At 29.0% G+C, this 22519-nt stretch carries 15 protein-coding genes; 10 read left to right on the top strand and 5 right to left on the bottom strand.

All coding sequences use genetic code 11. From position 1 onward, the window contains the following. Positions 1 to 137: 137 nt before the first annotated feature. Complete coding sequence (gene dnaQ / locus HACICURV3402_RS02375) at positions 138 to 884, bottom strand: DNA polymerase III subunit epsilon (protein WP_157992731.1); 747 nt, start codon at positions 882 to 884, stop codon at positions 138 to 140. Between the two features lie 69 nt (positions 885 to 953). Here dnaQ and rnhA point away from each other — a divergent pair, with 69 nt between their 5' ends. The 4 genes from rnhA to cmoB all read left to right on the top strand — a co-directional run bounded on the left by rnhA (position 954) and on the right by cmoB (position 5765). After that, complete coding sequence (gene rnhA / locus HACICURV3402_RS02370) at positions 954 to 1421, top strand: ribonuclease HI (protein ID WP_157992730.1); 468 nt, start codon at positions 954 to 956, stop codon at positions 1419 to 1421. Positions 1422 to 2151: 730 nt separating this feature from the next. Beyond that, on the top strand, positions 2152 to 2913 hold the full coding sequence (gene gloB / locus HACICURV3402_RS02365) for a hydroxyacylglutathione hydrolase (protein ID WP_157992729.1): 762 nt from the start codon (positions 2152 to 2154) through the stop codon (positions 2911 to 2913). Between the two features lie 1128 nt (positions 2914 to 4041). Continuing rightward, complete coding sequence (gene cmoA / locus HACICURV3402_RS02360; protein ID WP_157992728.1) at positions 4042 to 4782, top strand: carboxy-S-adenosyl-L-methionine synthase CmoA; 741 nt, start codon at positions 4042 to 4044, stop codon at positions 4780 to 4782. Continuing rightward, entirely contained in the window at positions 4782 to 5765 is a 984-nt protein-coding gene (gene cmoB, locus HACICURV3402_RS02355; RefSeq protein WP_174232563.1) for a tRNA 5-methoxyuridine(34)/uridine 5-oxyacetic acid(34) synthase CmoB, read from the top strand. The genes cmoA and cmoB overlap by 1 nt, the downstream gene beginning before the upstream one ends. Positions 5766 to 6312: 547 nt before the next feature. Here the strand turns inward: cmoB and ygfZ are convergent. Further along, positions 6313 to 7290 (bottom strand): tRNA-modifying protein YgfZ, encoded by a 978-nt coding sequence (gene ygfZ / locus HACICURV3402_RS02350; protein WP_232037519.1) that lies wholly within the window; start codon positions 7288 to 7290, stop codon positions 6313 to 6315. A gap of 943 nt (positions 7291 to 8233) precedes the next feature. Continuing rightward, a complete protein-coding gene (der, locus tag HACICURV3402_RS02345; RefSeq protein WP_157992727.1) occupies positions 8234 to 9670 on the bottom strand; it encodes a ribosome biogenesis GTPase Der in 1437 nt (478 codons plus the stop codon). A gap of 1483 nt (positions 9671 to 11153) precedes the next feature. Between der and HACICURV3402_RS02340 the strand changes: the two genes are divergently transcribed. From HACICURV3402_RS02340 to ung, 5 genes are all read left to right on the top strand, one after another. Then, positions 11154 to 11918, top strand: a complete 765-nt coding sequence (locus HACICURV3402_RS02340) for a YciC family protein (protein ID WP_232037518.1) — start codon at positions 11154 to 11156, stop codon at positions 11916 to 11918. A 70-nt stretch (positions 11919 to 11988) separates the two neighbouring features. After that, on the top strand, positions 11989 to 12543 hold the full coding sequence (locus HACICURV3402_RS02335; RefSeq protein ID WP_157992726.1) for a septation protein A: 555 nt from the start codon (positions 11989 to 11991) through the stop codon (positions 12541 to 12543). A gap of 41 nt (positions 12544 to 12584) precedes the next feature. Then, positions 12585 to 13001, top strand: a complete 417-nt coding sequence (gene yciA / locus HACICURV3402_RS02330) for an acyl-CoA thioester hydrolase YciA (RefSeq protein ID WP_157992725.1) — start codon at positions 12585 to 12587, stop codon at positions 12999 to 13001. A 2064-nt stretch (positions 13002 to 15065) separates the two neighbouring features. Continuing rightward, positions 15066 to 16406: a metalloprotease PmbA gene (gene pmbA / locus HACICURV3402_RS02325; protein ID WP_157992724.1), complete on the top strand. Its 1341-nt coding sequence runs from the start codon at positions 15066 to 15068 to the stop codon at positions 16404 to 16406. A gap of 1365 nt (positions 16407 to 17771) precedes the next feature. Next, positions 17772 to 18470: a uracil-DNA glycosylase gene (gene ung, locus HACICURV3402_RS02320; RefSeq protein ID WP_157992723.1), complete on the top strand. Its 699-nt coding sequence runs from the start codon at positions 17772 to 17774 to the stop codon at positions 18468 to 18470. 178 nt (positions 18471 to 18648) lie between these two features. On the opposite strand, the gene grpE is transcribed toward ung, so the two are convergent. After that, positions 18649 to 19236, bottom strand: coding sequence for a nucleotide exchange factor GrpE (gene grpE, locus HACICURV3402_RS02315; RefSeq protein ID WP_157992722.1), 588 nt, complete (start codon positions 19234 to 19236; stop codon positions 18649 to 18651). 120 nt (positions 19237 to 19356) lie between these two features. Between grpE and nadK the strand changes: the two genes are divergently transcribed. Beyond that, positions 19357 to 20238 carry an NAD(+) kinase gene (gene nadK / locus HACICURV3402_RS02310; RefSeq protein WP_157992721.1) on the top strand — a complete coding sequence of 294 codons (882 nt, stop codon included), beginning with the start codon at positions 19357 to 19359 and terminating at the stop codon, positions 20236 to 20238. A gap of 125 nt (positions 20239 to 20363) precedes the next feature. On the opposite strand, the gene tig is transcribed toward nadK, so the two are convergent. Beyond that, positions 20364 to 21683 (bottom strand): trigger factor, encoded by a 1320-nt coding sequence (gene tig, locus HACICURV3402_RS02305; RefSeq protein ID WP_157992720.1) that lies wholly within the window; start codon positions 21681 to 21683, stop codon positions 20364 to 20366. Positions 21684 to 22519 lie beyond the last annotated feature (836 nt).

Raw genomic sequence — 22519 nt, 5'->3', positions numbered from 1 at the left:
TATATTATATAATTAACATCTGTATGTTAGATCAAATTTTATATGTCGTCAATATTTTATTAAATATTTATTTTATTCTTTAATTGTCGTGCAATAACCATAAAAAACCTAAGAAAGATAATGAGTTATGAATTTTTTTATTTTTTTTTATTTTTTTTATTCCACAAGCACTCTCCTTTTTTTTCTATTATTTGAAGGTATTTTTTATGTTCTATAAGTTCAGATTGGCTCGCTCGTATAATGCGTAATTTAGAATCTGGTTGTTTAATGTACCGCATGTTTTCTACATTTTTTGTATTATCTAGACTTCCTGTTCTAGGTAAAGAAAAAGAAGTTTGACCTCCAGTCATTCTTAAAAATATTTTTGCTAGTAATTTTGCGTCAAAAAGCGCACCGTGTATTATGCGTTGGCTGTTGTCTATATTATAACGAGCGCAGAGCGCATCCAGGTTATTTCGTTTGCCAGGAAATAACTTACGTGCTATAGATAAGGTATCTATTATTTTGTAGCATTCTTCTATTTTAGAGATTTCATGATTTAGTTGAAAAAATTCATAATTTATAAACCCAAGGTCAAAATTAGCATTATGCATTACTAAGACAGCGTTATGTATATAGGTTAAAAAATTTTCAGAAACTTGAGAAAATGTTGGTTTATCTTTTAAGAATGCATCAGAAATGCCATGTATTTTGAATGCCTCTGGATCTATTTCTCGATCGGGTTTAAGATAGACATGGAAATTATTATCTGTTAAGCGTCTGTTTATTATTTCAACAGCGCCAATTTCAACAATACGATGTCCTTCATATGGAGCACCAATTATATTCATACCAGTAGTTTCGGTATCTAATACAACTTGCCTCATTGTATTTATTTTATTCATAAAATCTATACATGTTAGTGGATTTAGTATTTGTGATGGTGTTTTTATCTGTTAAGGAGTTTACCAGATATGTGTAAAAAGGTAGAAGTTTTTACTGATGGATCGTGTTTAGGTAATCCTGGTCCTGGTGGGTATGGTGTAATCATGTATAGCGAGGGATATAAAAAAACCTTTAGCGCGGGTTTTTATTTAACAACTAATAATCGTATGGAAATGATGGCTGCAATAGTAGCATTGGAATCGTTGCGAGATAGGTCCGAAGTGGTACTAAATACTGATAGTACCTATGTACAACAAGGTATTACTAGCTGGATGGCTACTTGGAAACAACGTTCATGGAGAACCGTAAATCGTCAAGTAGTGAAAAATATTGATCTCTGGAAGCGGTTAGATAAAGCAATTTCTTGTCACCACATGACTTGGCAGTGGATAAGAGGGCATAATGGTCATGTAGAAAATGAATCGTGTGATAGACTAGCCCGTTTTTCGGCTGAACATCCAACTTTAGATGATCTTGGTTACAGTTTTATAAGATAACTTTTAGTATTATGTAGCAGTATTAGAGATGAAAATAAGTGTTTTATATTGTATGGATGACTAGTTTTCTACAATTAATACTTATATATAAGTTATATAAGTAAGATTTCTTCCATTATTATCAATTTTTGTGATTATTATGGCATTTTAGCTGAATGACTAAGTATAGAGCATTGTATTCTATATTATGATGACTAGTATGATAGATTATATCTGCAATATGAATTTCAGATTGTTTGTGGATTTTATTGACAAGATTTATTCTGGTTGTATAGTTTATTTTATTCTTTTTTTATATTTTTATTATGTTGTACCCTTGACTAAGGGTGTTATATTTTATTTTTTTATTTGATAGAATAATCAATAGTGATATCTTCTATTTTTAGTTTAATAAAGGTTAAAAAAATTGCACTAATTATACATAGCTTATCTCTTATTAATTCACGGAGTTATATTTTATATATTAAACTCTACGCCTGATGGTATCAACATATATTTGACTTGATTTATCTAGAAATGGGGTATTTAGAGAAGAGATTATAAAAATACTATCTTGTGTTTCACAATCCATATTGTGGTTATGAAACTGATCTGATTATTTTAAATAATTTTTCTATATTTATTTATTATAAATACATCAAGATTTATATCTTTAGCATTATAACTAATAAAATATTATTTTATTTTTTTAGAGTATTGATTGTTGCAACTACGTTTAAATGGAGTGGGTGTGAAGTTAATAAGTATCCCAGTTCGCAAAGATAATTATGTTTGGATATTAAGTGCTAACGATGGTCAATGTCTTATTATTGATCCCGGTGAAGCAGAACCTGTATTACAGATTATAAATCAATATGGTTGGTCTCCAGTGGCTATTTTATTAACTCATCATCATAACGATCATACGGATGGAGTTTTTAAAATATTACTTTTTTATCCTAATCTTATGGTTTTCGGACCATTAGAAACACAAGGTAAGGGAGTACAGATTTTCGTAGAAGAAGGAGATCAGTTTTATCTCTTAGGTCTTAAATTTATAGTTATGTCCACACCGGGTCATACCTTAGGACATGTTTCATATTATTCTGAGCCTTATTTATTCTGTGGAGATACACTTTTTTCTGCAGGATGTGGTAGAGTTTTTGAAGGTACACCACAACAAATGTTTCAGTCATTACAGAAGATTAATCGTTTGCCTGATAGTACTTTAATATGTAGCGCGCATGAATATACTTTATCAAATTTAATATTTGCCTGTGCTTTTTATCCAACAGATCTTGTTATAAAAAAATATTATTTGCAAGTTAAAATCTTACGAGAAAAAAATCGTGTTACATTGCCTACTAGGTTGGAGAGTGAACGTAAGATTAATATTTTTCTAAGAACTCAAGATATTAATATACACAGATTGCTTAATATGGATGTAGTGAATTTTATTGAATGGGAGGTGTTTTCGGCATTACGTAAGAAAAAAGATCTTTTTATATACTGATTTAGTATCAGTAATAACTTAGTGTTTTATCTCATGTAAAACACACAAATAACTTCATATGGAATGATATTTGCTCTATAAAAAAATAGAACAGGATCATGTTATCTACAATATGATGGATCGTGTTATATATTAATTTTTTAAAAAATTATTTTAACTTTTATAATAATAAAATTATTTATATAATATTTTAGACTGAAAATATAGTAACATATCTGTAATCTCTAATGATTGTTTTGTGATAGGCCAGGTAAAGATTTAAATATAACCATGTTTAATATTTTCTTATTAATTAAAATACGTTGATTTGATTATTTCTAGTTTTTAAGAGTTAAATATTGTTAGAGAAACTTCAAAAAGTTAGATTATGTTTTATAAAGAGAATGGTTTCTATTTATTCTATTATAGATTTCAGATCATCAGTATGAGTTTTTATAGATCTATATAATTATATTATCTTTATTTTAATCGATTTACATTAATCTTATATTGTATATTTTTCTAATTTAATGGAAATAAGAAGGGGTAATTGTCTATTTACTATCATTTTATGACTAGAACTATTATTTTTTATTGTAATAATTGAAGTGTGATCTATGTGATTTAGGTTAAACTGTATAATGGTGTATTTATCTTTTAAATTCTATATCATAACCAATGTAAAATCTTACATTATATTATTTTTGATCAGACAGAGTTTATTAGATGTTATTTTTTTATCTAGACTAGGGTTCTTTATAGCTGGATTGCTTTAATTATTATCTGTTTCTATTAATATGATTCATTGAGTATTCAGTAGGTTATTTTTTTAATATATGAAATATTTTGATTGTTATTTATGAAGAAAATTTAAGAGAGATTTTTATAATAACTTATGATGAGTATTTGATGTTAGTTCCTGTATAGCAGCCTATATCAGTGACAATATGTACTCATCTTTAGATGAATCGAGTAAAATTATCGTATTTATTAAGATAAAAATAATAACTCCAATTGATTTATATTAACTATCTGATAATCAAGAGAGATTGCATGTTTTAATCTTCTTAGTTAATATGAAAGATGATATGCTTGATTAGAAATATCTTCTCAAATAGTATCTTTTATTATATGTTGGAAGCATGAATTATGTTTAATCGTGATACTTTATTCTTATTGCCGAGAAAAAAACTTGGCAATTGGAAATTTGACGAAGAGGTTGCAGAAGTATTTCCGGACATGATACGGCGCTCTGTTCCTGGTTATTCTGATTTAATATCTATGATTGGACTATTATCCAGGCATTGTGTTCAAAGTCATTCGTCAATCTATGACCTTGGTTGCGCTCTTGGTGCTGCTATTGTCTCTGTGCAGAAAAATATTAAAGTAATAGGTTGTAAAATGATTGCGGTGGATAATTCTTCAGCTATGACTAATCGTTGTCGTCATTATATCAATAGTTTTAACTTTAACACTCCCGTTGAAGTTCTTACTATGGATGCTTGCCAGGTACCAATTCATAATGCTTCCTTAGTTTTATTAAACTTTACTTTACAGTTTATTCCTATAGATAAACGCCAGAAGTTATTAGATTCTATATGGAATGGGATGAATTCAAAAGGTGTTTTGGTTTTGTCGGAAAAGCTTAGTTTCAGTGATCAAGATATTGAAAGTTTATTGTTGAAGATACATTATGATTTTAAAAGAGATAATGGTTATAGTGCATTAGAAATTCAACAAAAAAACAAAATGCTCAATTCAGTTATGATAACTGAAACTCTTGACGCGCACAAAAAAAGGTTAGAGAAAGCGGGTTTTCATACTTCTCAGTTATGGTTTCAGTCTATTAACTTTGCGTCTTTATTAGCATTTAAGAGAAATCTTAACTGATGGATTTTAGTGGATTTTATAACTTTCTAGCTATTAATCACCTTTCACACTGGTTAGAAACTTTATCAATTATTTTATCTACTTGGCGGGGCCAATTTAAACATAAGAATTTTAAAGTCTGGGAGAATGCTGTGCAAACACTTCCGCTTCTTATTCCAGAATCATTAGATTTAGTAGACGGTGTGAGCGCCGATAGTACTCTGATTACTTGTCGTCATCGAGTGGGTATTGAGAACTTATTACGTCAGTTGATGCCATGGCGTAAGGGGCCTTTTTCGTTGTATGGTGTCTACATTGACTCTGAATGGCGCTCGGATTGGAAATGGGATAGGTTGTTTCCATATATCTCTTCTTTATCTGGTCGCATTGTTCTTGATGTAGGGTGTGGTAGCGGTTATCATATGTGGAGGATGTTGGGAGCCGGTGCACGTTTAGTAGTAGGTATTGACCCTATTCCATTGTTTTTATGTCAGTTTGAAGCGGTTCGTAAGTTGTTGGGTGGGGATCAGCGCGTTCACCTTCTACCTATTTCTATAGAAAATTTACCTGTTATGAAGGTATTTGACACAGTATTTTCTATGGGCGTTCTTTATCATCGTAGATCACCTTTAGATCATCTGATTCAACTAAAAAACCAGCTGGTTGATGGTGGTGAGTTGGTTTTAGAAACTTTAGTAGTAGAGGGTGATGATCAGAGAGTACTTACTCCCAAAGAGCGATATGTTCATATGAATAATGTTTATTTTATTCCATCCAGTGGAGCATTGAAACGATGGGTGGAGCGATGCGGCTTTAAGGATGTAGAGATTGTCAATACTTCTGTTCTCAGTGTTTATGAACAACGCTATACTAATTGGGCGCATAATCATTCTTTATCTAGTTTTCTAGATCCAGAGAACTCAGACAGAACCATTGAGGGATATCCATCTCCCCGCCGAGTCATATTGATTGCAAAAAAAAATATTAAACATATTAGTTTATAATGTTCTTTTAACTAGATTAAAGTAATCTATTAATATAGCAATTTTTTATATCTAGAAATTTATTCTGAAATAAACAAAGAGCATATGGGTGTTGGCTGTATAAAAGATCATGTCTTATATTGTTTTAAATGTTATTTATTTTATTTTTTCGTAATTAAGTATTTATAAATCACACTTTAACTGACGTAGCGATATTTAGAGATAGGGGGGTAGGTTTCCACTAAGAACAAGAATAATAGTTTTATATTATTTAAAAATTCATTCTTATTGATAATAAATAAGCATAGTTTTATTAATGATATTAAAATTAATGAAGTAAGATTGATTGGTCTTCAGATAACATGATAATTTAGTGATTATTTCAGTGGCTATTTAAGTTCTTTCTTTGAAAGATATTAACACGATAATATTTCTAATCATTGTAGTTGACCTGGAATTTAATATTCCAGACAAATTTATCGATAGGCTATTATAATCGCGTATTTCTTAATCTCTTAATGTATTGGATATTGTTTTGACTTCATTTTATTATCATAAAATCATATTTTTATATTAATAGTTTATATGGTAAACGTTGAATTATTAGTTTTCCTTTGTGATCGCTTAGTAAGCGTAAAGAAGTATTTTCTTTGATATTTTTTCTTAAAATAGCTTGAATCCACGTAGTAGAGTTCCCAACTTGACATGCGGCAAGTATCGTTCCAGTACGACGCCAGTCATTGCCAATTTTCATCGCTAATGCGTCTCCGGCTTCCGGAATACTTTCTGTTATTCCAGTTAACCAATATAATGATTGTTTAGTAGAATTACGAAATTGAGTTTGCGCGATTATTTCTTGCCCTATGTAGCATCCTTTATTAAAGCTGATAGCTTTTAATTCTTGTAAATTAGCTTCTTGTGGAAGAAACTGACCGCTAGTATTGTTATCAATAACTGGTAGGCCTGCTGCTATCTCTAGCGCTAGCCACTGGTGGCTATCATATAGTTCTTCTTTCACCATTAATATTTTACGGATAACCAATGCCTGTTCTTTGGTAGTTATTAGTAAAAAACGTTCAGAAGGCTCTCCAAACCATAGTAACACGTTATTGTCTGATTGAATAACTGGTGATATAGAATCAGGCAGAGGTTTAAAGATGGTTTCTAATATAGATCGAGCTTGATAACCAGCTATACCCAGTAATACATAATTTTTATTGATAATGACGTTCGTTTTAGAAAATACTGCATATCTTTTTAAGATATGTGATTGTGTTTCAATTATATTTCGTCGTGTGATATAGGCTAATCCATTGCCATGATGAAATAGACGTATGGTGCTCCAAATTTTCCCTTTTGGGTTACAGTGAGCAGCTATAAGATGCTGGTGAGGGAGGAGGGTTTTTACATTAATTGTCAGCTGGCTTTGTAAAAAATTAATATGATTAGGTCCATTAATATAGACCATATTCCATTCATCTAGTGATATAAGTACAAGAGGAAGATAAGTAGATTCTAGTGATTTACTAGGATGGTAATTTTTCATTACTATAATGGCATCCTGTGTTAACTCATATCTTTTAGCTTTACATTGATTATAACTAGAAATACTGCCTGTTATTTTACTTTCTAGTATTACAGTGATATATTATTTTCTTCGAAAAAAAATAATTAAGGAATTATATTTAGTATATTATTCGATACATTATAGCTATTTATAATAGATCCTAATTATTTTTTATATTTATCATATTAACTATAGCTCATATTATTTTTTTATCTGTATAACAACATCATATTTATGATGTATCATCAAGTAGTATCAGATAAAAGTTATAATTTCTATAGGATTATACTCCTTTATCTATCTTGATTAATAATATATTGAATAGATAATTTGTAAGACTCTTTGTATATCAATATTTTATCTATGTATCTTATAGATTATTAAGTTCTTGTTATTTCTAAATAATTATATTAATTAGGTTATAATCTTGTTTTTTATCAAGTAAAGTACAGTCAATAAACAGATAATTTACTTAATGAATATTGATGTATAGATGATACGTGGTTCTATAATCTGCTAAGTTATTTAGTCATAATATAATATGGAGAAAAGCGATAAAATTAAAAATTTTTTCCTTCAGTGTTATTGTTATGAGTAATCCTGATATTTTCAATTTATTAAAACAGAGTTAAATATTATATCCCGTAATATATTTTATATTTTTTAAAATTATATTTTTTATTAGAAATGAGAATGTTATATTCTACATAATCTTGTAATTTATTCAATTTAATTATTACTTGTTTTGTATTAAAGATTATGAGTCATGAATTTTTTGATTATGTGTATCTTGATGCAAGATAGATGTATGACTAAGGAGTGTTCTAGATAGTTATATTTATATTTAGTTATGTTAATTATTGTTAATATCATTATTTTGTATTCATTATGTATTTTATTTTTTTAATTTTAGTAAGTTAGGTTAGGATATATATGGGTTTCTACTGTCTTTGAGCTGGATTTGAATTGGAGCTCCTATGATATGTAATGCTTGATGAAAATAGTTTATAAGATATTTCTTATAAGAATCTGGTAGAAATTTCGTCATATTTCCGTGGATTACTATAATCGGTGGATTATATCCTCCGGCATGGGCATATTTTAGTTTAATTCGTCGATTACGGATGCGTGGTGGAGGGTGTTTAGCTATAGCCATATTGATAATTTTCGTCAAGACAGATGATTTCAGTGGGCGTATAGAGCAGTCATAAGCTTCATTAATGGATAGAAATAAATTATTTATACCTTTTTGGTTTATAGCAGAAATAAAATGAATTCGGGCGAAATCAAGAAATTTTATGCGAGATTGAATTAGTATCTTGACTTCGTTACAGCGTGTTTTGGATATAGTATCCCATTTGTTAACAACTAAGATTAACGAGCGTCCATTATGGAGAATTAAACTGAGAAGTGATAAATCTTGATCAGATACACCTTGATAAGCATCAATCACTAATATGGCGACATTAGCATCTTCAATTGCTTTGATTGTTTTAATTATAGAATATTTTTCGACAATATTTTGTATATTATTACGTTTACGTAATCCAGCGGTATCAATTAAGATATATCTACGGGAATGACGTTGCATGGGTATGTATATACTATCGCGTGTAGTCCCAGGCAGATCAAAGACTATTACTCGCTCTTCGTTAAGAAGACAATTTGTAAGAGTGGATTTTCCAACATTAGGTCGACCAATTATTGCCACTTTAATAGGAGAAGAGGATGGGTATAAATACTTTTTATCGCTTTTTATCGTTTTTTCTTGATTGTATATTTGAGGTTCTTGAGTAGGATGTATTGGATTATTAAATTCTTGCTCTTTTTCGATGTATTTATTATGTGTTTTCAGGTCTAAATTTTTTGTCCATAGCAAGAGAATTATTTTTAATAAATCAGAAATACCAAGATTATGAGATGCATCAATTGGATACACTTTTCCTAAACCCAGTGACCAAAATTCTGCTAATACAGAATGTATATTGAGACCAACTATTTTATTAGCAATTACGATAGTAGGTTTATGTTTGCGTAGTAATTCTTGAGCAATGTAAATGTCATCAGGCATTAGTCCAGCACGAGCGTCAACTAGAAATAATATGATATTAGATTCATTAATAGCTATACGTCTTTGTTCTTTGATTAGTTTCTCTAAACCTTTTTTTTGTTTGTTATGTGCACCACCGGTATCAATACAAATAAATTCATACCCCTCGATATTTGTACGACCATATTGTCGATCTTGAGTAAGCCCAGGAAAATCAGATACTAACGCATTTCGTGTGCGTGTCAAACGATTAAAAAGAGTAGATTTTCCAACATTAGGGCGTCCGATGAGTGTCATTACAGGAAGCACGTGAGAACCTCAGAAGTGTATATAATACATATTAATTCATGATAACTTTTTGACATTCTAAAATTAATTTTTAATATATTATATTAATTTATCCTTTTAGGATAATATTTTTATATTAACATAATAAAAAATCTTATTGATTCAGAAGATATTAATATTATTGGTAGTGTTTTCTGAAAGAAAAGAAGGCGTGTTTGATGAGATCTGATTAACGTAATGATAATTAAGTAAATCAGTGCTATACTGTATATTATTTTAGACTAAGATATGTCCGTACAGTCGATGAACCAGAAGAACAATGATATTAGAATGTTAATGTCTGTAATACTGTATTTATCATTATACTCAAGAGATAATTATGTATATTGTACTTTTTTTATTGATGCATTTACGTAATGTTATTCATAATTATGGTTATTATATTATTTTTAATCCTTTAAAATATTATAAGTGACAATGGTTAATTTTGTTGTTAATTAATATTGCTACTTCAGAAAACATTGTTAACTTTTTTTATTAAGAACAAATATCTTGTATATTAGAAGACAATATTTTAGTTAAAAAACTAAAAAATACATTTTATTAGAGTATTTTTCCTGCAGGTGATTGGTGATTTATATTTATTTTACTTTCTCTAATTATACTATTTTACTTTCTCTAATTATACTGAAGTAAAAACTTAGAGTTTAATTGTGTTTAATAGCTTGATTCAGGAAAAGTAATGAGTATTTAATATTTTATGAGATTTATTAGGGATAAAGAGACTTCATCAAGAATGATATTTGGTTTATTTTAAATAAGTGACTAAATCCCTCAGTATTAATTTTCAAATTTTTTATTCTGTTATTGTTTAATTATGTTTATAACAATTTAATTATGTTTATAACAATTATGTTTATAAAATTGATTTCCTTGCTATAGGGATAGGAAAGACTGAAGATAATCGTTAGGATTTAGTGATTTTATAGTTATAAACTTATATATTTATTTTTTAATCAATGCATAATTTTTAGCCATATATTTTCAGCATCGGAAATATAATTAGATGAATTAATTAATTATTGTATTCTGATTATCTGTATTGTAAATAGGTTTTATTAAATTTTTGTTTTTTAAAATTTTATAATTATAATGTATATTATTAAAATAAATCACATGATAAGAATGGTGAAAATGTTGCTAGATAGAATGAAGAAAGTTTAGTTCTATGTTATCTATACATTATTATTGTTTCTTTAATATAATTTAGAGAGAGATGCGATATTGAGTTCTCTATTAGGTTTTGACTAATCAAAGTCTAACTACGATTAGTAAATTTATTGTATGTCTATATAATTAGAGCGAGTAATTTTCTCTATTTAGTTGGCTGTAATTATAATAAAAATTTTTATTTAGGTACAATTAAAATTGGTTTTACTTCTGGTAAAACATTTTAATTAGCATTATATTTTAACAGTATATCTACGAGAATGATCGTATTTTGATGAGTTTTATTAAAGGAGAGCGTATGTTGATTAGAGTTAGTTCTTTATATCGTGATACCAGTCACTTCTTTCGGCATCAATGGTTTAATATTATATTAATAGCATTTTTGATTGCATGTATAACGATATTACTGAATAAGACTTTCATGCCATCTCTCGATCAGATTCAAGTTCTTAACAATAAAGCAGTAATTAGTTCTACTAATAATCTAATAGAGATTATTCGTAATATGTCGCTTCAGCAACAACATGTTCTTTTACAAGTCTCTGCGGTTGGAACCTTTTCTTCTTTAGTCGGAAATACTATGCTATTAGGTGGAATGCTTAGTTTGATTTCTATGGCATCGTCTGGAAAAAAAGTGAGTGCATTAATTGCATTAGGCGCCTCTATTCCAAGTCTTTCCCGTCTCTTTTTATTAATTTCGCTAATGACATTAAGTATTCAACTGGGGTTTATGGTATTAGTTTTTCCAGGAATCTTGTTATCAGTGTTGTTTGCGTTAGCTCCAGTAATTTTAAATACTGATAAAGTAGGGATATTGACATCTATACAGACTAGTAGTCAAATTGGATGGAGTCAGATACGCTTAATAGCGCCTCCAGTCATGTTTTGGATGTTATCTAAGATCTTTATTCTGTTATTAATATCAAAGTTAATATCTGTTCCTCCAGATATAGCTTCAATTATTCTTAATACGTGCAGTAACGTGATTTCTGCTATATTGATTATATATTTATCTCGTCTTTATATGTTATTAAATTAAACTATATTTAATTATTTGAAATAAACTAGCTGTTATAAAAATATTGATATTTCTCATATTGGCAATTGTTATGAAAAAATTATTGGATGTACTTCCTCTTTTAGTCTTTTTTATTTTTTATAATATCTACGATATTTTTATTGCTTCTGCAGCAATAATTGTTGCTTCTGGGTTTAGTTTAGTGATGAGATGGTGGTTGTATTCTAAATTAGACACTTTGTCACTGATTTCTTTTGTTTTTATTTCTATTTTTGGAACTTTGACTATTTTTATGCATAACCCAGATTATATCAAGTGGAAAGGAACTATTTTATATGCACTTATTTCTATAGTGTTTTTATATAGCCATTTTTTTATGAAAGAAACTCTTGTTGAGAGAATGTTAGGTAAAGATGTTTATTTGTCCAAATCTGCTTGGCGGCGGTTAAATATCATATGGGTAATCTTTTTTGTTTTTTGTAGTATTATGAATACATATAGTATTTTTTATTTTTCTCAAGCAATGTGGGTAACTTTTAAGGTATTTGGATTAGGAGGACTCGTTTTATTATTTGGATTATGGAATGGACTTTATATTTATCGCAAATTATGTAATAACAACGCTGTCTTAAAGAGAAATAAGTAAAATTATAATAGGTTATAATATTTAATTAATAAGAGTGTGTCATGAATATAGATCTAAGAAAACCGCCTGGTAAGATGGTTTTAAGAACCCTAGCTATGCCAGCAGATACTAATGCTAATGGCGATATATTCGGTGGATGGTTAATGTCACAAATGGATATCGGTGGCGGTATTTTAGCTAAAGAGATAGCGGAAGGACGTGTAGTTACGGTCCGAGTTGATGATATGACATTTTTAAAGCCTGTAAAAGTAGGCGATGTTGTGTCATGCCATGCTTGTTGTATTGGTACCGGCAAGAGCTCTATTAGAATTAAAATAGAAGTATGGATAAAAAAAGTATCCTCAGAACCACTTGGTCAGCATTATTGTACCACTCGAGCTATTTTTATTTATGTTTCTGTAGACAATAACGGTAATTCGCGTCCTTTACCAGAAGGAAAAACTGGATGGGTTCTATAACCATCATGGTTAAAACTTAAAGTTAGCCTATTTTATGGAGTAATCTTATGTTATAAAAACACTTATGAAAAGATGAATGTTATTCAATAGCAGAGTATGTGAGTATAAAATACGAAATGTAGATCTTGTGGTATGGTTTTCTTTGATTCAATATGAGCTAGGACATTATTTTTAAATTAATGACAATAAAATTAATAATTTGTCTGGAGTGAGAGCTTTTAGATATAGTAAAACTATTAATCTAGTTTGATCTGACATTTTAGATATTAAAAAACAATTATTTGAAATTACAATATACTCAATGCTCATTATAGTCGTCATGAGAAAGGGCGTTATGAATTAAACATAATTATTAGTAATATTATACATACATTAATACACTACTTGATCATTATCTTCATGATAATTAAACAATGATTAATAGAACCAATTAAATTATGACTAAAAATATTTTGTATGGATATTGTGTATTGTGTTTTAGTACACTAAGTATTTAATTACATATATATCCGTATTTTTTAAAATTATAGTTATTATTGATGTTACCATGTACAAAAGTTCATAATCTTGCGTAATGTGTTTTATATAGTTTAATATTACCAACTTAAAATATCAGGATGTGTATTGTAAAGATTTCTGTAGGTTTCTATTCTAATTTAGAATTTTTTAAAAGCTTTGGATTGTATTTTTAATAAAACAAACTTAATTATCTGATTATGATTTTTATATTATATTAATATTGATCTTTATCATACTGAGATAATTCTGATTTTGATAAGAAATTAGATTTATACTTTCATAAAGTTAATGGTTCTGATAGGATAAATAATATTTTTATATAACAATATTATTGTTTTAATGAAATAAAAATTACTTGATTGAGATCATACATATTTAATTAATTGATGTAAAAAATTTTATTAGATACTCTGATTATATAATTATAGTACATAATATTTTTGATGAAGATCGATTCATTTTATTTTAATTTTTTTATTTTTTCATTACAGAGTTTATAATTTTTATTCAAGTGATCTCATATCTATAGATCTTTTTAGATTAATTTCATCGATTAGCATCGTTTTTTAGGATGAGATATTATATTTTTTAATTTTGTTAATATGGTTAATATTTTTATTAGATTTATGATCAAAGATATTTGACATAAAATTGGTATCACTGCATGTAAATAGAATTTAAATATATTTAATAGTCTCAATCTGAATACAGATGATTATAACGATTTAATTAATTAGATCAGAAGCATCTTTTTTGGGTTCAGCTAATGTAATTACTATGCATAATAAGTTATTATTGACTTCTCTTAATTAAAGAAACAACTGCGTTTACGTATATAAACAATGAATATCTTATGATTTTATTTTTTACTTTAGAGTGAAAAGAGTACTAAAAAAGCAATGGATCTACTTTTTTTAGCTAAAATTTAATGAGCTTATAGTACTGTATTATTGTTTTAATGCAGCTGTATTTTTCAACATAATTTTCTATTTTGATAGTATATGTAGATTACAGAAGATATTGGATAGGATTAATCATATAGGTTTTAATTAGCGTAGTAGTTTTTCGTAAGTGCTAAATAGAAGGTTATAATTATTATGAGATTACAATTGATTATTTTTTTATATGATTAGAACTTGATTTACATTTGTATTAAAAGTTGTTATATAAATCTAATAAGCTCTATATCTTTTTATAGGTTATTATTCATAATTACTGTTTTATTACAATAATAGGTAATACAGTTTGTCTTGATTATGTTGAAATCATGGTTTAATTAATAGATTATTCTAAGTATGTAATAGTTATTTGGATAGATATTTCCAATATAGAAATACTTTGATTTATGTTATAATACTACAGTTAGTTAGTCATGATTATTTGAATATATATCAGTACTTAATATATCTTCAGCATTGTTATTCTATAGACCATGAGTTATCTTATTAGATAAGATCTATTTGAATTCTACTCAGCTAATAGTAGTAATGTCATTCTGATGGTTACTGAATATTAATCATTACTTTTTCAATATATGGTTGTCTTATGAAAGGATTATCACAGATTATAGATAAGTGTTATATTTTAGAGAAAGCAGTAGAAACTGCTCTTAGTTTAGCTGAAGCAAATCATAGTCAAGCGGAAGTAACTGTGGTTCAAAGTAATGGTATTAGTATTAGTACGAGCTATGGAGTGATAGAAAATATTGAGTTGCATAGCGATACTTCACTTGGGGTTACTGTTTATTGCCAGCACCATCAAGGAAGAGCCTCTTCTACAGACTTAAGTCAAGTGGCCATTAAACACACCATAGAAGCAGCATTAGGGTTTTCGCGATATACTTCTTCGGATCCTTGTGTGGCTATACCAGAACTAACTCTCTTAGCATTGAATGCTCCAGATTTAGATTTATGTTATCCATCCAATATGGATATTGATTACTCTATTAATTTAGCATCTTGTGCAGAGAAAGTGGCTTTGCAGATGGATCCGCGCATTACTAAGACTGGAGGAGGGAGGTTTGATAGTCACATAGGTATAAAGGTTTTTGGTAATAGTCACGGAATGCTTCAACACTATTGTTTTACTCAGTATGCACTTTCTACTTGTGTTATTGCTGAAGTTAACGGGAGGATGGAGCGAGATAATTTTTATTCAATTAGTCGGTCTATGACGGATCTTCAGTCGCCAGAGGAGATCGGTAAAGAATGTGGTCGTCGAGTTTTATCACGTTTATTACCTCGAAAAATTGGTACCATGAAAGTACCTGTTATCTTTCTTTCAGAAGTGGCAACAGAGTTATTTGAACACCTTGCGGTAGCTATTAATGGACATAATGTATATCAAAAATCGACTTTTTTATTAGATTCTCTGGGTAAGAAGATTTTTCCGAAATGGTTGCATATCACAGAAGATCCTCATATACGAAAAGGTTTAGCATCGGCCCCATTTGATAATGAAGGTGTGCGTACACATAAAACTGAGATTATTAAAAATGGTGTTTTACAACACTGGTTACTCAGTAGTTATACAGGTCGAAAACTTGGATTGCAGAGCAATGGTCATGCTGGTGGTATTTATACTTGGTTAGTGTGTGGGGAAAAACATTCTTTTACTCAAATGCTTAAGCAGATGGGAACAGGGCTTCTGGTAACTAAATTTTTAGGTCAGGGATTTAACAAGATGACCGGAGATTATTCTCGTGGTGCTTCGGGATTTTGGGTAAAAAACGGTATAATTGAGTATCCGGTTAGTGAATTAACTATTTCTGGTAATTTAAGGGATATATGGAAGAACATGATTTCTATGGGTGATGATACTGAAATGCGTGGTAACATTCAATGTGGATCTATTTTAATATCTGAAATACAGGTAGCGGGATATTAGTTTTTAGACTATGTTTATTACGTAACATTCATCATATATTTTATAATTATTGAATAATGTGCATATCATATTTATTTAATCGTAAACACTTTTGTCGAACGTAGAGGTACCTGATCTATAACTGCATAACATCTATCTTTATATTTATCCTTTTCTGTTTATCTAAACATCAGAAAGTTTTAATATGTCAGTATACTCCAGGTATTTGGAGATGATGATTAATAGTTTAAGATGTTTATATGCAATTATATTTTATTATTTGATCATTGTTTTTATATATATAGTTGACAGTATTTGCATATGTATAATGTTAAAAATATAGTAGATAATATAAATTAAGAGGAAGACTTATTGAGGTATTTGTATAAAGTTTTTTAATTAGACATTACTGCGTGTGTACAATACAAAGAAAGAAGTAGTCGAGACAATTAAAAATAAAGAATAATATGAATTAAAATTTCGTGTATCGTAATAGATCTGATTTTAATATCAGATTCATGATTCTTTTATTCTGTTTTAGTTGGATGCAATAATAGATTGCATGAGGTGAGCATGAGAAAGTTCATTAAAATCAGTTTTTTTATAAACAGACTTCGAATCTATGGATTATATTTTGAGAATTTGATATGTTAATTTAATTATAGAGTATTTCTCTTTTGTTAAATAACGTATAAAATAAATTTTATTTTTTAACTAAAATATACTATCTATTATAATATATGGATTCTAGGAATAATTATTCTTTCTATTGTATAATTGAAAAGATAAATGTGATTATTTAGTGTTTAGGAGAGATAAAGAATCCGGTATGCCTTATAATATAATTTTTCTAGTTTAAAGTGACTATAATATTTATTATATTATATATTTTTATTATTGATATATAAATAATAGTATTATGATTATAATATATCTGTAGTGATCGTTTTTATTTCGTTAGACGAGCTAAGTATTTTATCGGTGTAGACGAGTTTAATTTCTTAAGATATGCATTTTATGCGATGCATTAGTTTGTTTATTTATTTTCTTTCTTCATTGATCTATATAAAGATGGAGACGAGAGATTGATAGGAGAAAGATTAGTTAAATAAAATTAATTTGTAAGTTTTTTTTAGAAAAACTAAATGTTTGTTTATATAGACTATCTTAGGTGATATTAATTTTTTTGTGAGAGGCTTGGATTTTGTGTTAAAAAATAAGTACTAGATTTGGAATTAGTGTAATGATGAATAGTTAATTGCACTCTCCTAATAGAGAGTATTTTTATCAAGAGAATGATATGATTCATGAATTAACCAATTTATACATAGATATCAGGATTTTGGATTAGATGATATCTATCTGTAATATACTTAAGTGGCTTCAGTGGGTAGATTAACCAGTTGGTCTCATGTATTGTCTAATGAGAGAAAGAAACCTTATTTTAAGGCTTTAATTGATCGACTTAATGATGAGAGAATGACTGGAAAAATTATCTATCCTGATCAAAAGGATGTTTTTCATGCCTTTCGTTTAACCCCATTAGAAGAAGTAAAAGTTGTTATTATTGGTCAAGACCCTTACCATGGTCCCGGTCAGGCAGATGGTTTATCTTTTTCTGTAAAACCTGGTATACATATTCCTCCATCGTTATCTAATATATATAAAGAATTAGTCAGTGATATTCCTGGTTTTTTGCCCCCTACGCATGGATGTTTAGAAAGTTGGGCAACTCAAGGAGTTTTATTACTTAATAGTATTTTAACTGTTGAGGCTGGACGTCCTTATTCTCATTCGAATTTAGGTTGGGAAATCTTTACTAATCAAGTTATTTCTGTTATTAATCAATGTTCTAGAAACATAGTATTTTTGTTATGGGGTCTTTATGCGCAAAGAAAAACTATACTTATTAACCCAAAACATCATTGTGTTTTTTTAGCACCACACCCTTCACCATTATCAGCGTTTCGTGGATTTTTGGGTTGTAAACATTTTTCTAAGGCTAATCAATGGTTGACTAGACAAGGAAAGTCCATTATAAATTGGACACCGTATTTGTCTGTAAAGAGACATCATATTGATTAGTTTTTTTGATAAAAACTATTTAGATCACTCATAATGAATACATTATCTAATCAAGGAATTATATTGCATTCTTTGGTTAGATAATGTATTTCTTTATGTATACAACGAAGCGATTATTAAGCGATTCTTAGAATAAGAATCGTATATTTAATATAATAATTATTTAAAAGAATAAAGGTTAGTTTTTCTTGCCTTTGGAAACAGAAACCATTGCTGGTCGAAGTAAGCGACCATTCAATGTATAACCATGCTGCATAACCATTATTACGTGGTTAGATTCTACCTCTTCAGAATCTAACATCGACATAGCTTGGTGAATTTCCGGATTAAATGGAACATTAGTTTGACTAATTATTTCTATGCCAAACTTATGGACTGCATCTAGTAATGTTTTCATTGTTAAATCAACCCCTTCTATCATGGGTACTAGTGCAGGGTTAGATTTATCTGCTATCTCTAGCGCTCTCTCGAGGTTATCAATAACAGGTAATAATTCATTCGCGAATTTTTCTAGAGCAAATTTATGTGCTTTTTCTATATCTATTTTAGTACGGCGGCGAATATTTTCAATTTCAGCTTGAGCTCGTAGCTTGGTATCACGTAAAGTGTTTTTTAATTCGACTAAATTTGTCTCTAGAATAGCTAAGTTCTCGGTATTATCTTTGGTGATTTCTGACGATATAATTTGATCTTGTGTATTATCCTGCTCTATTTCAATTTGATTTATATCTGTTTCATTTATTTTTTTTTGGTCTGGACTACTCATGAATTTCTCCGTGTATATAGACATTCATCTCGCTAGTCTTCTTACTATGGGGGTGATCATTGTGGTTTCAAGGGACATGTCACGGTTAGACTAGTTTGTTTTATAAGGAATATTAATATAATGAATCGGTTTTTTAGTTGTATTGGGATTATCGGACATCCACGTCGTCCTGCCATTTTGAGTACTTATAATATGCTTTATCGCTGGTTATTGGCAAAAGATTACCAAGTAATTATTGAGACACATATTGCAAGTCAATTGAATCTCCGTTATCGTGTCCAAACTGGGACCTTATCAGATATCGGTCGCATAGCTGATTTAGCTGTCGTAGTTGGTGGTGATGGAAGCATGTTGAGCGCTGCTCGTAGTCTTGCTTGTTATGATATCAAGGTGATTGGTATTAATCGAGGGAATCTTGGATTTTTAACTGATTTAGATCCGGAAAACGCTCGGTTACAGTTAGAACAGGTTCTAGATGGCCATTTCTTTGTTGATAGGCGTTTTCTTTTGGAGGCACAGATATGTCATAAATCAGGACCACCATGTATTGCTACTGCAATGAATGAAATAGTAGTACATTCTAGAAAAACAGCGCATATGATTGAATTTAAAGTATATATTGATGAAATGTTTGCTTTTTCAGAGCGCTCTGATGGTTTAATTGTTTCAACTCCTACTGGTTCAACTGCTTATGCGCTGTCTGCAGGAGGACCTATTGTAATGCCATCAGTAGATGCGATAGCATTAGTACCTATGTTCTCACATACGTTATCAGCACGTTCTTTAGTAATTCATAATAACAGCAGTATATGTCTGCGTTTTTCAGATATATGCGGTGATCTTGAAATTAGTTTTGATAGTCAGACTGTTTTTCCTATTAAAAAAAATGACCATATTGTTATTTATCGTAGTAATAATGAATTGAATTTAATTCATCCTAAACATTATAATTACTTTAATATTCTTAGTTCAAAGCTTGGATGGTCAAAAAAATTTTTTTAATATTATGTAAGTGTAATTTTATATGTATCCTTGAAAATATTAAAAAATAATGGCTAATTTTTAAGTGTTATTTATTGCGTTATCATATAGTACTATTCATTACTTTTAAATAAGAAAAAATTAACTTATACTGATACAAATGGGTTCATCATATCTTGAAATGATCTCAATATTTTAGTTAATTTTGCTTTTGCAAGCACTATTTCAATAGCCTGTTGTTCTAAAGCAGCGCGCTGAATATTTTTCATAAGTGTGCTATTTTTTTTGTATAGCGCGATGGCTTTTGATGAATCCTCATAAGATAATGCTGTATCTTGGATTAATTTGTGAACATGATCTTCAGTAATTGTTATGTTATGGGTTTGAATAATATTATTTATAAGGAGGTTAATTTGTACACGGCGTCGCGCTTCTTCTTCAAAGAGTTCACGAGGTAATGTTAGTGTACGTTTTTTATTTTCACTAAAACTCTCTTTTGTTTGATTTTTTAGGATATTAATTGTGTTTTCAAGCAAAGAAGCAGGCACTTCTATGTTATTCGCTTTAATTAGTCCATCGATCACCTGCTTTTTAATGTATTTATATACAGCGATATTAAGTTCGCGTTGCATGTTTTTACGAACTTCGCTACGAAGCTCTTCTAGAGAACCATCTTTTATGCCAAGATGTTTAATGAAATTAGATGTTAAGTCGGGCAATTTTTGCCTTTCTACTTTTTTGAGTGCTATTTCAAATACTGCATCCTTGCCTCTTAGGTTTTCAGTGGTGTATCCCTCTGGGAATTTAATATTAATTGTGAATTTTTCACCTGCTTTATGACCAATAATTTTTTCTTGTAAAGTAAGGATCATGATCTCTGAATCTGTGTATCCTTTTCCTGTTGTTAATATAACATTGGAAGCTTTATTCCCTTCAAACGGTTGATTATCTATAAAGCCGATAAAGTCAAGAGTGACGCGATTATCTATAGTGGTGGGTTCAGAAGTTTCTTCCCACGTAGTTCTTTGTTTCCTAAGCAGATCTAGCATTGCGCTAATATCATCTTCAGTGACTTCAGTAATGGGTTGTTTAATCTCCATACCTTCTAGACCTTGCACTTCAATTTCTGGGTAAACCTCAAATTCAGCAGAAAAGGTATAATCTTCACCATAAAGATATTTTTTAGGCATGTATTTCGGCGCGCTAATGGGGTTAATCTTGTTTTGCGTAATTACATCAATAAAGTAATATTGCATAAGGTCATTCAAAATATTTTGATGAATAGAGGTGCTATAACGTTGCTTAATTAAAAATTTTGGTGCTTTGCCTTTACGAAAACCATCAATTCTTATTTTTTTAGCTATGGTATCTAGCTCATTCTGGATTGCTTTTTCAATCACTGTCTTATCAATAGTAATTGTAATGCGTTTACCTAGACCCTGGGTTGTTTCAACTGATGTTTTCATTATATGACCTCAAAAATAATTTATTTGGTTAACTTTAGATACATCCTGTTATTTTTTACAAGATTAATTTTATAACCCGAGTGCTGTAACCATACTCTTTTTAAACAAATTTTGTAAAAATATGTTAGTATGATAGATATGTTACTGTATCATATCTCTGCGTGCTTGAATCAGTTTAGATAAGATTCTTTAATTGAATTATAGTGACTTTTAATGTAGAAAAACTAATTGCAGATTCTTTATTAAAAGTAATATATACTATATAGGTAATAGAAAGGGCATAATATGCAACGTAGGTTATATAATAAAATATTCCAAGACATTATTTTAACTTTCTACATAACATATAGTCAACATTGTGTGTTTAGAGAAAACGAAATGTAATATAAAAGATTGATATTACATTAATTGCAGTATAAGAAGATTTTCTTATCCAAGAACAAGGTAATGATTATGATGACTAATATTCATTGGAGTAGATTTATTTCATTTATAATAAAGATTTTTTCTTTGATTTTTTAGCCAGAAAAGGTGGCTCTTTTAAAGATTTTTTTTTATTAATGAGATTGATTTGTTGATGACATGCATGTTCATTAATGAAAATTCAAGAAAGTAATATTAACTAATAATATTAATTATTTATAGTTTAGAGGTTTATATACTAGAGTAATTGGTTGGAATGATTAGGATGGATATACGGTAATAATTTTACATTCTTTTCTTTTAAAGAGGGAAAATTATGTATAAATTATATTTAATACTTAATTATTGTTATTTTTAATATCACAATTTTCTTAATTAATCATTCTTTTTATCTTGAAACAAGATAAATGATA

This window comes from Candidatus Erwinia haradaeae (assembly GCF_900698925.1).
In the GTDB taxonomy this organism is placed as follows: domain Bacteria; phylum Pseudomonadota; class Gammaproteobacteria; order Enterobacterales; family Enterobacteriaceae; genus Erwinia_E; species Erwinia_E haradaeae_I.
This window is presented reverse-complemented; position numbering and strand designations above follow the sequence as displayed.

What these genes read in the sequence shown, in the direction of transcription:
- dnaQ (WP_157992731.1), bottom strand. Translation starts at nt 884, where the DNA reads ATGAATAAAATAAATACAATGAGGCAAGTTGTATTAGATACCGAAACT.
- rnhA (WP_157992730.1), top strand. Translation starts at nt 954, where the DNA reads ATGTGTAAAAAGGTAGAAGTTTTTACTGATGGATCGTGTTTAGGTAAT.
- cmoA (WP_157992728.1), top strand. Translation starts at nt 4,042, where the DNA reads ATGTTTAATCGTGATACTTTATTCTTATTGCCGAGAAAAAAACTTGGC.
- cmoB (WP_174232563.1), top strand. Translation starts at nt 4,782, where the DNA reads ATGGATTTTAGTGGATTTTATAACTTTCTAGCTATTAATCACCTTTCA.
- ygfZ (WP_232037519.1), bottom strand. Translation starts at nt 7,290, where the DNA reads ATGAAAAATTACCATCCTAGTAAATCACTAGAATCTACTTATCTTCCT.
- HACICURV3402_RS02340 (WP_232037518.1), top strand. Translation starts at nt 11,154, where the DNA reads ATGAGTTTTATTAAAGGAGAGCGTATGTTGATTAGAGTTAGTTCTTTA.
- HACICURV3402_RS02335 (WP_157992726.1), top strand. Translation starts at nt 11,989, where the DNA reads ATGAAAAAATTATTGGATGTACTTCCTCTTTTAGTCTTTTTTATTTTT.
- yciA (WP_157992725.1), top strand. Translation starts at nt 12,585, where the DNA reads ATGAATATAGATCTAAGAAAACCGCCTGGTAAGATGGTTTTAAGAACC.
- pmbA (WP_157992724.1), top strand. Translation starts at nt 15,066, where the DNA reads ATGAAAGGATTATCACAGATTATAGATAAGTGTTATATTTTAGAGAAA.
- grpE (WP_157992722.1), bottom strand. Translation starts at nt 19,236, where the DNA reads ATGAGTAGTCCAGACCAAAAAAAAATAAATGAAACAGATATAAATCAA.
- nadK (WP_157992721.1), top strand. Translation starts at nt 19,357, where the DNA reads ATGAATCGGTTTTTTAGTTGTATTGGGATTATCGGACATCCACGTCGT.
- tig (WP_157992720.1), bottom strand. Translation starts at nt 21,683, where the DNA reads ATGAAAACATCAGTTGAAACAACCCAGGGTCTAGGTAAACGCATTACA.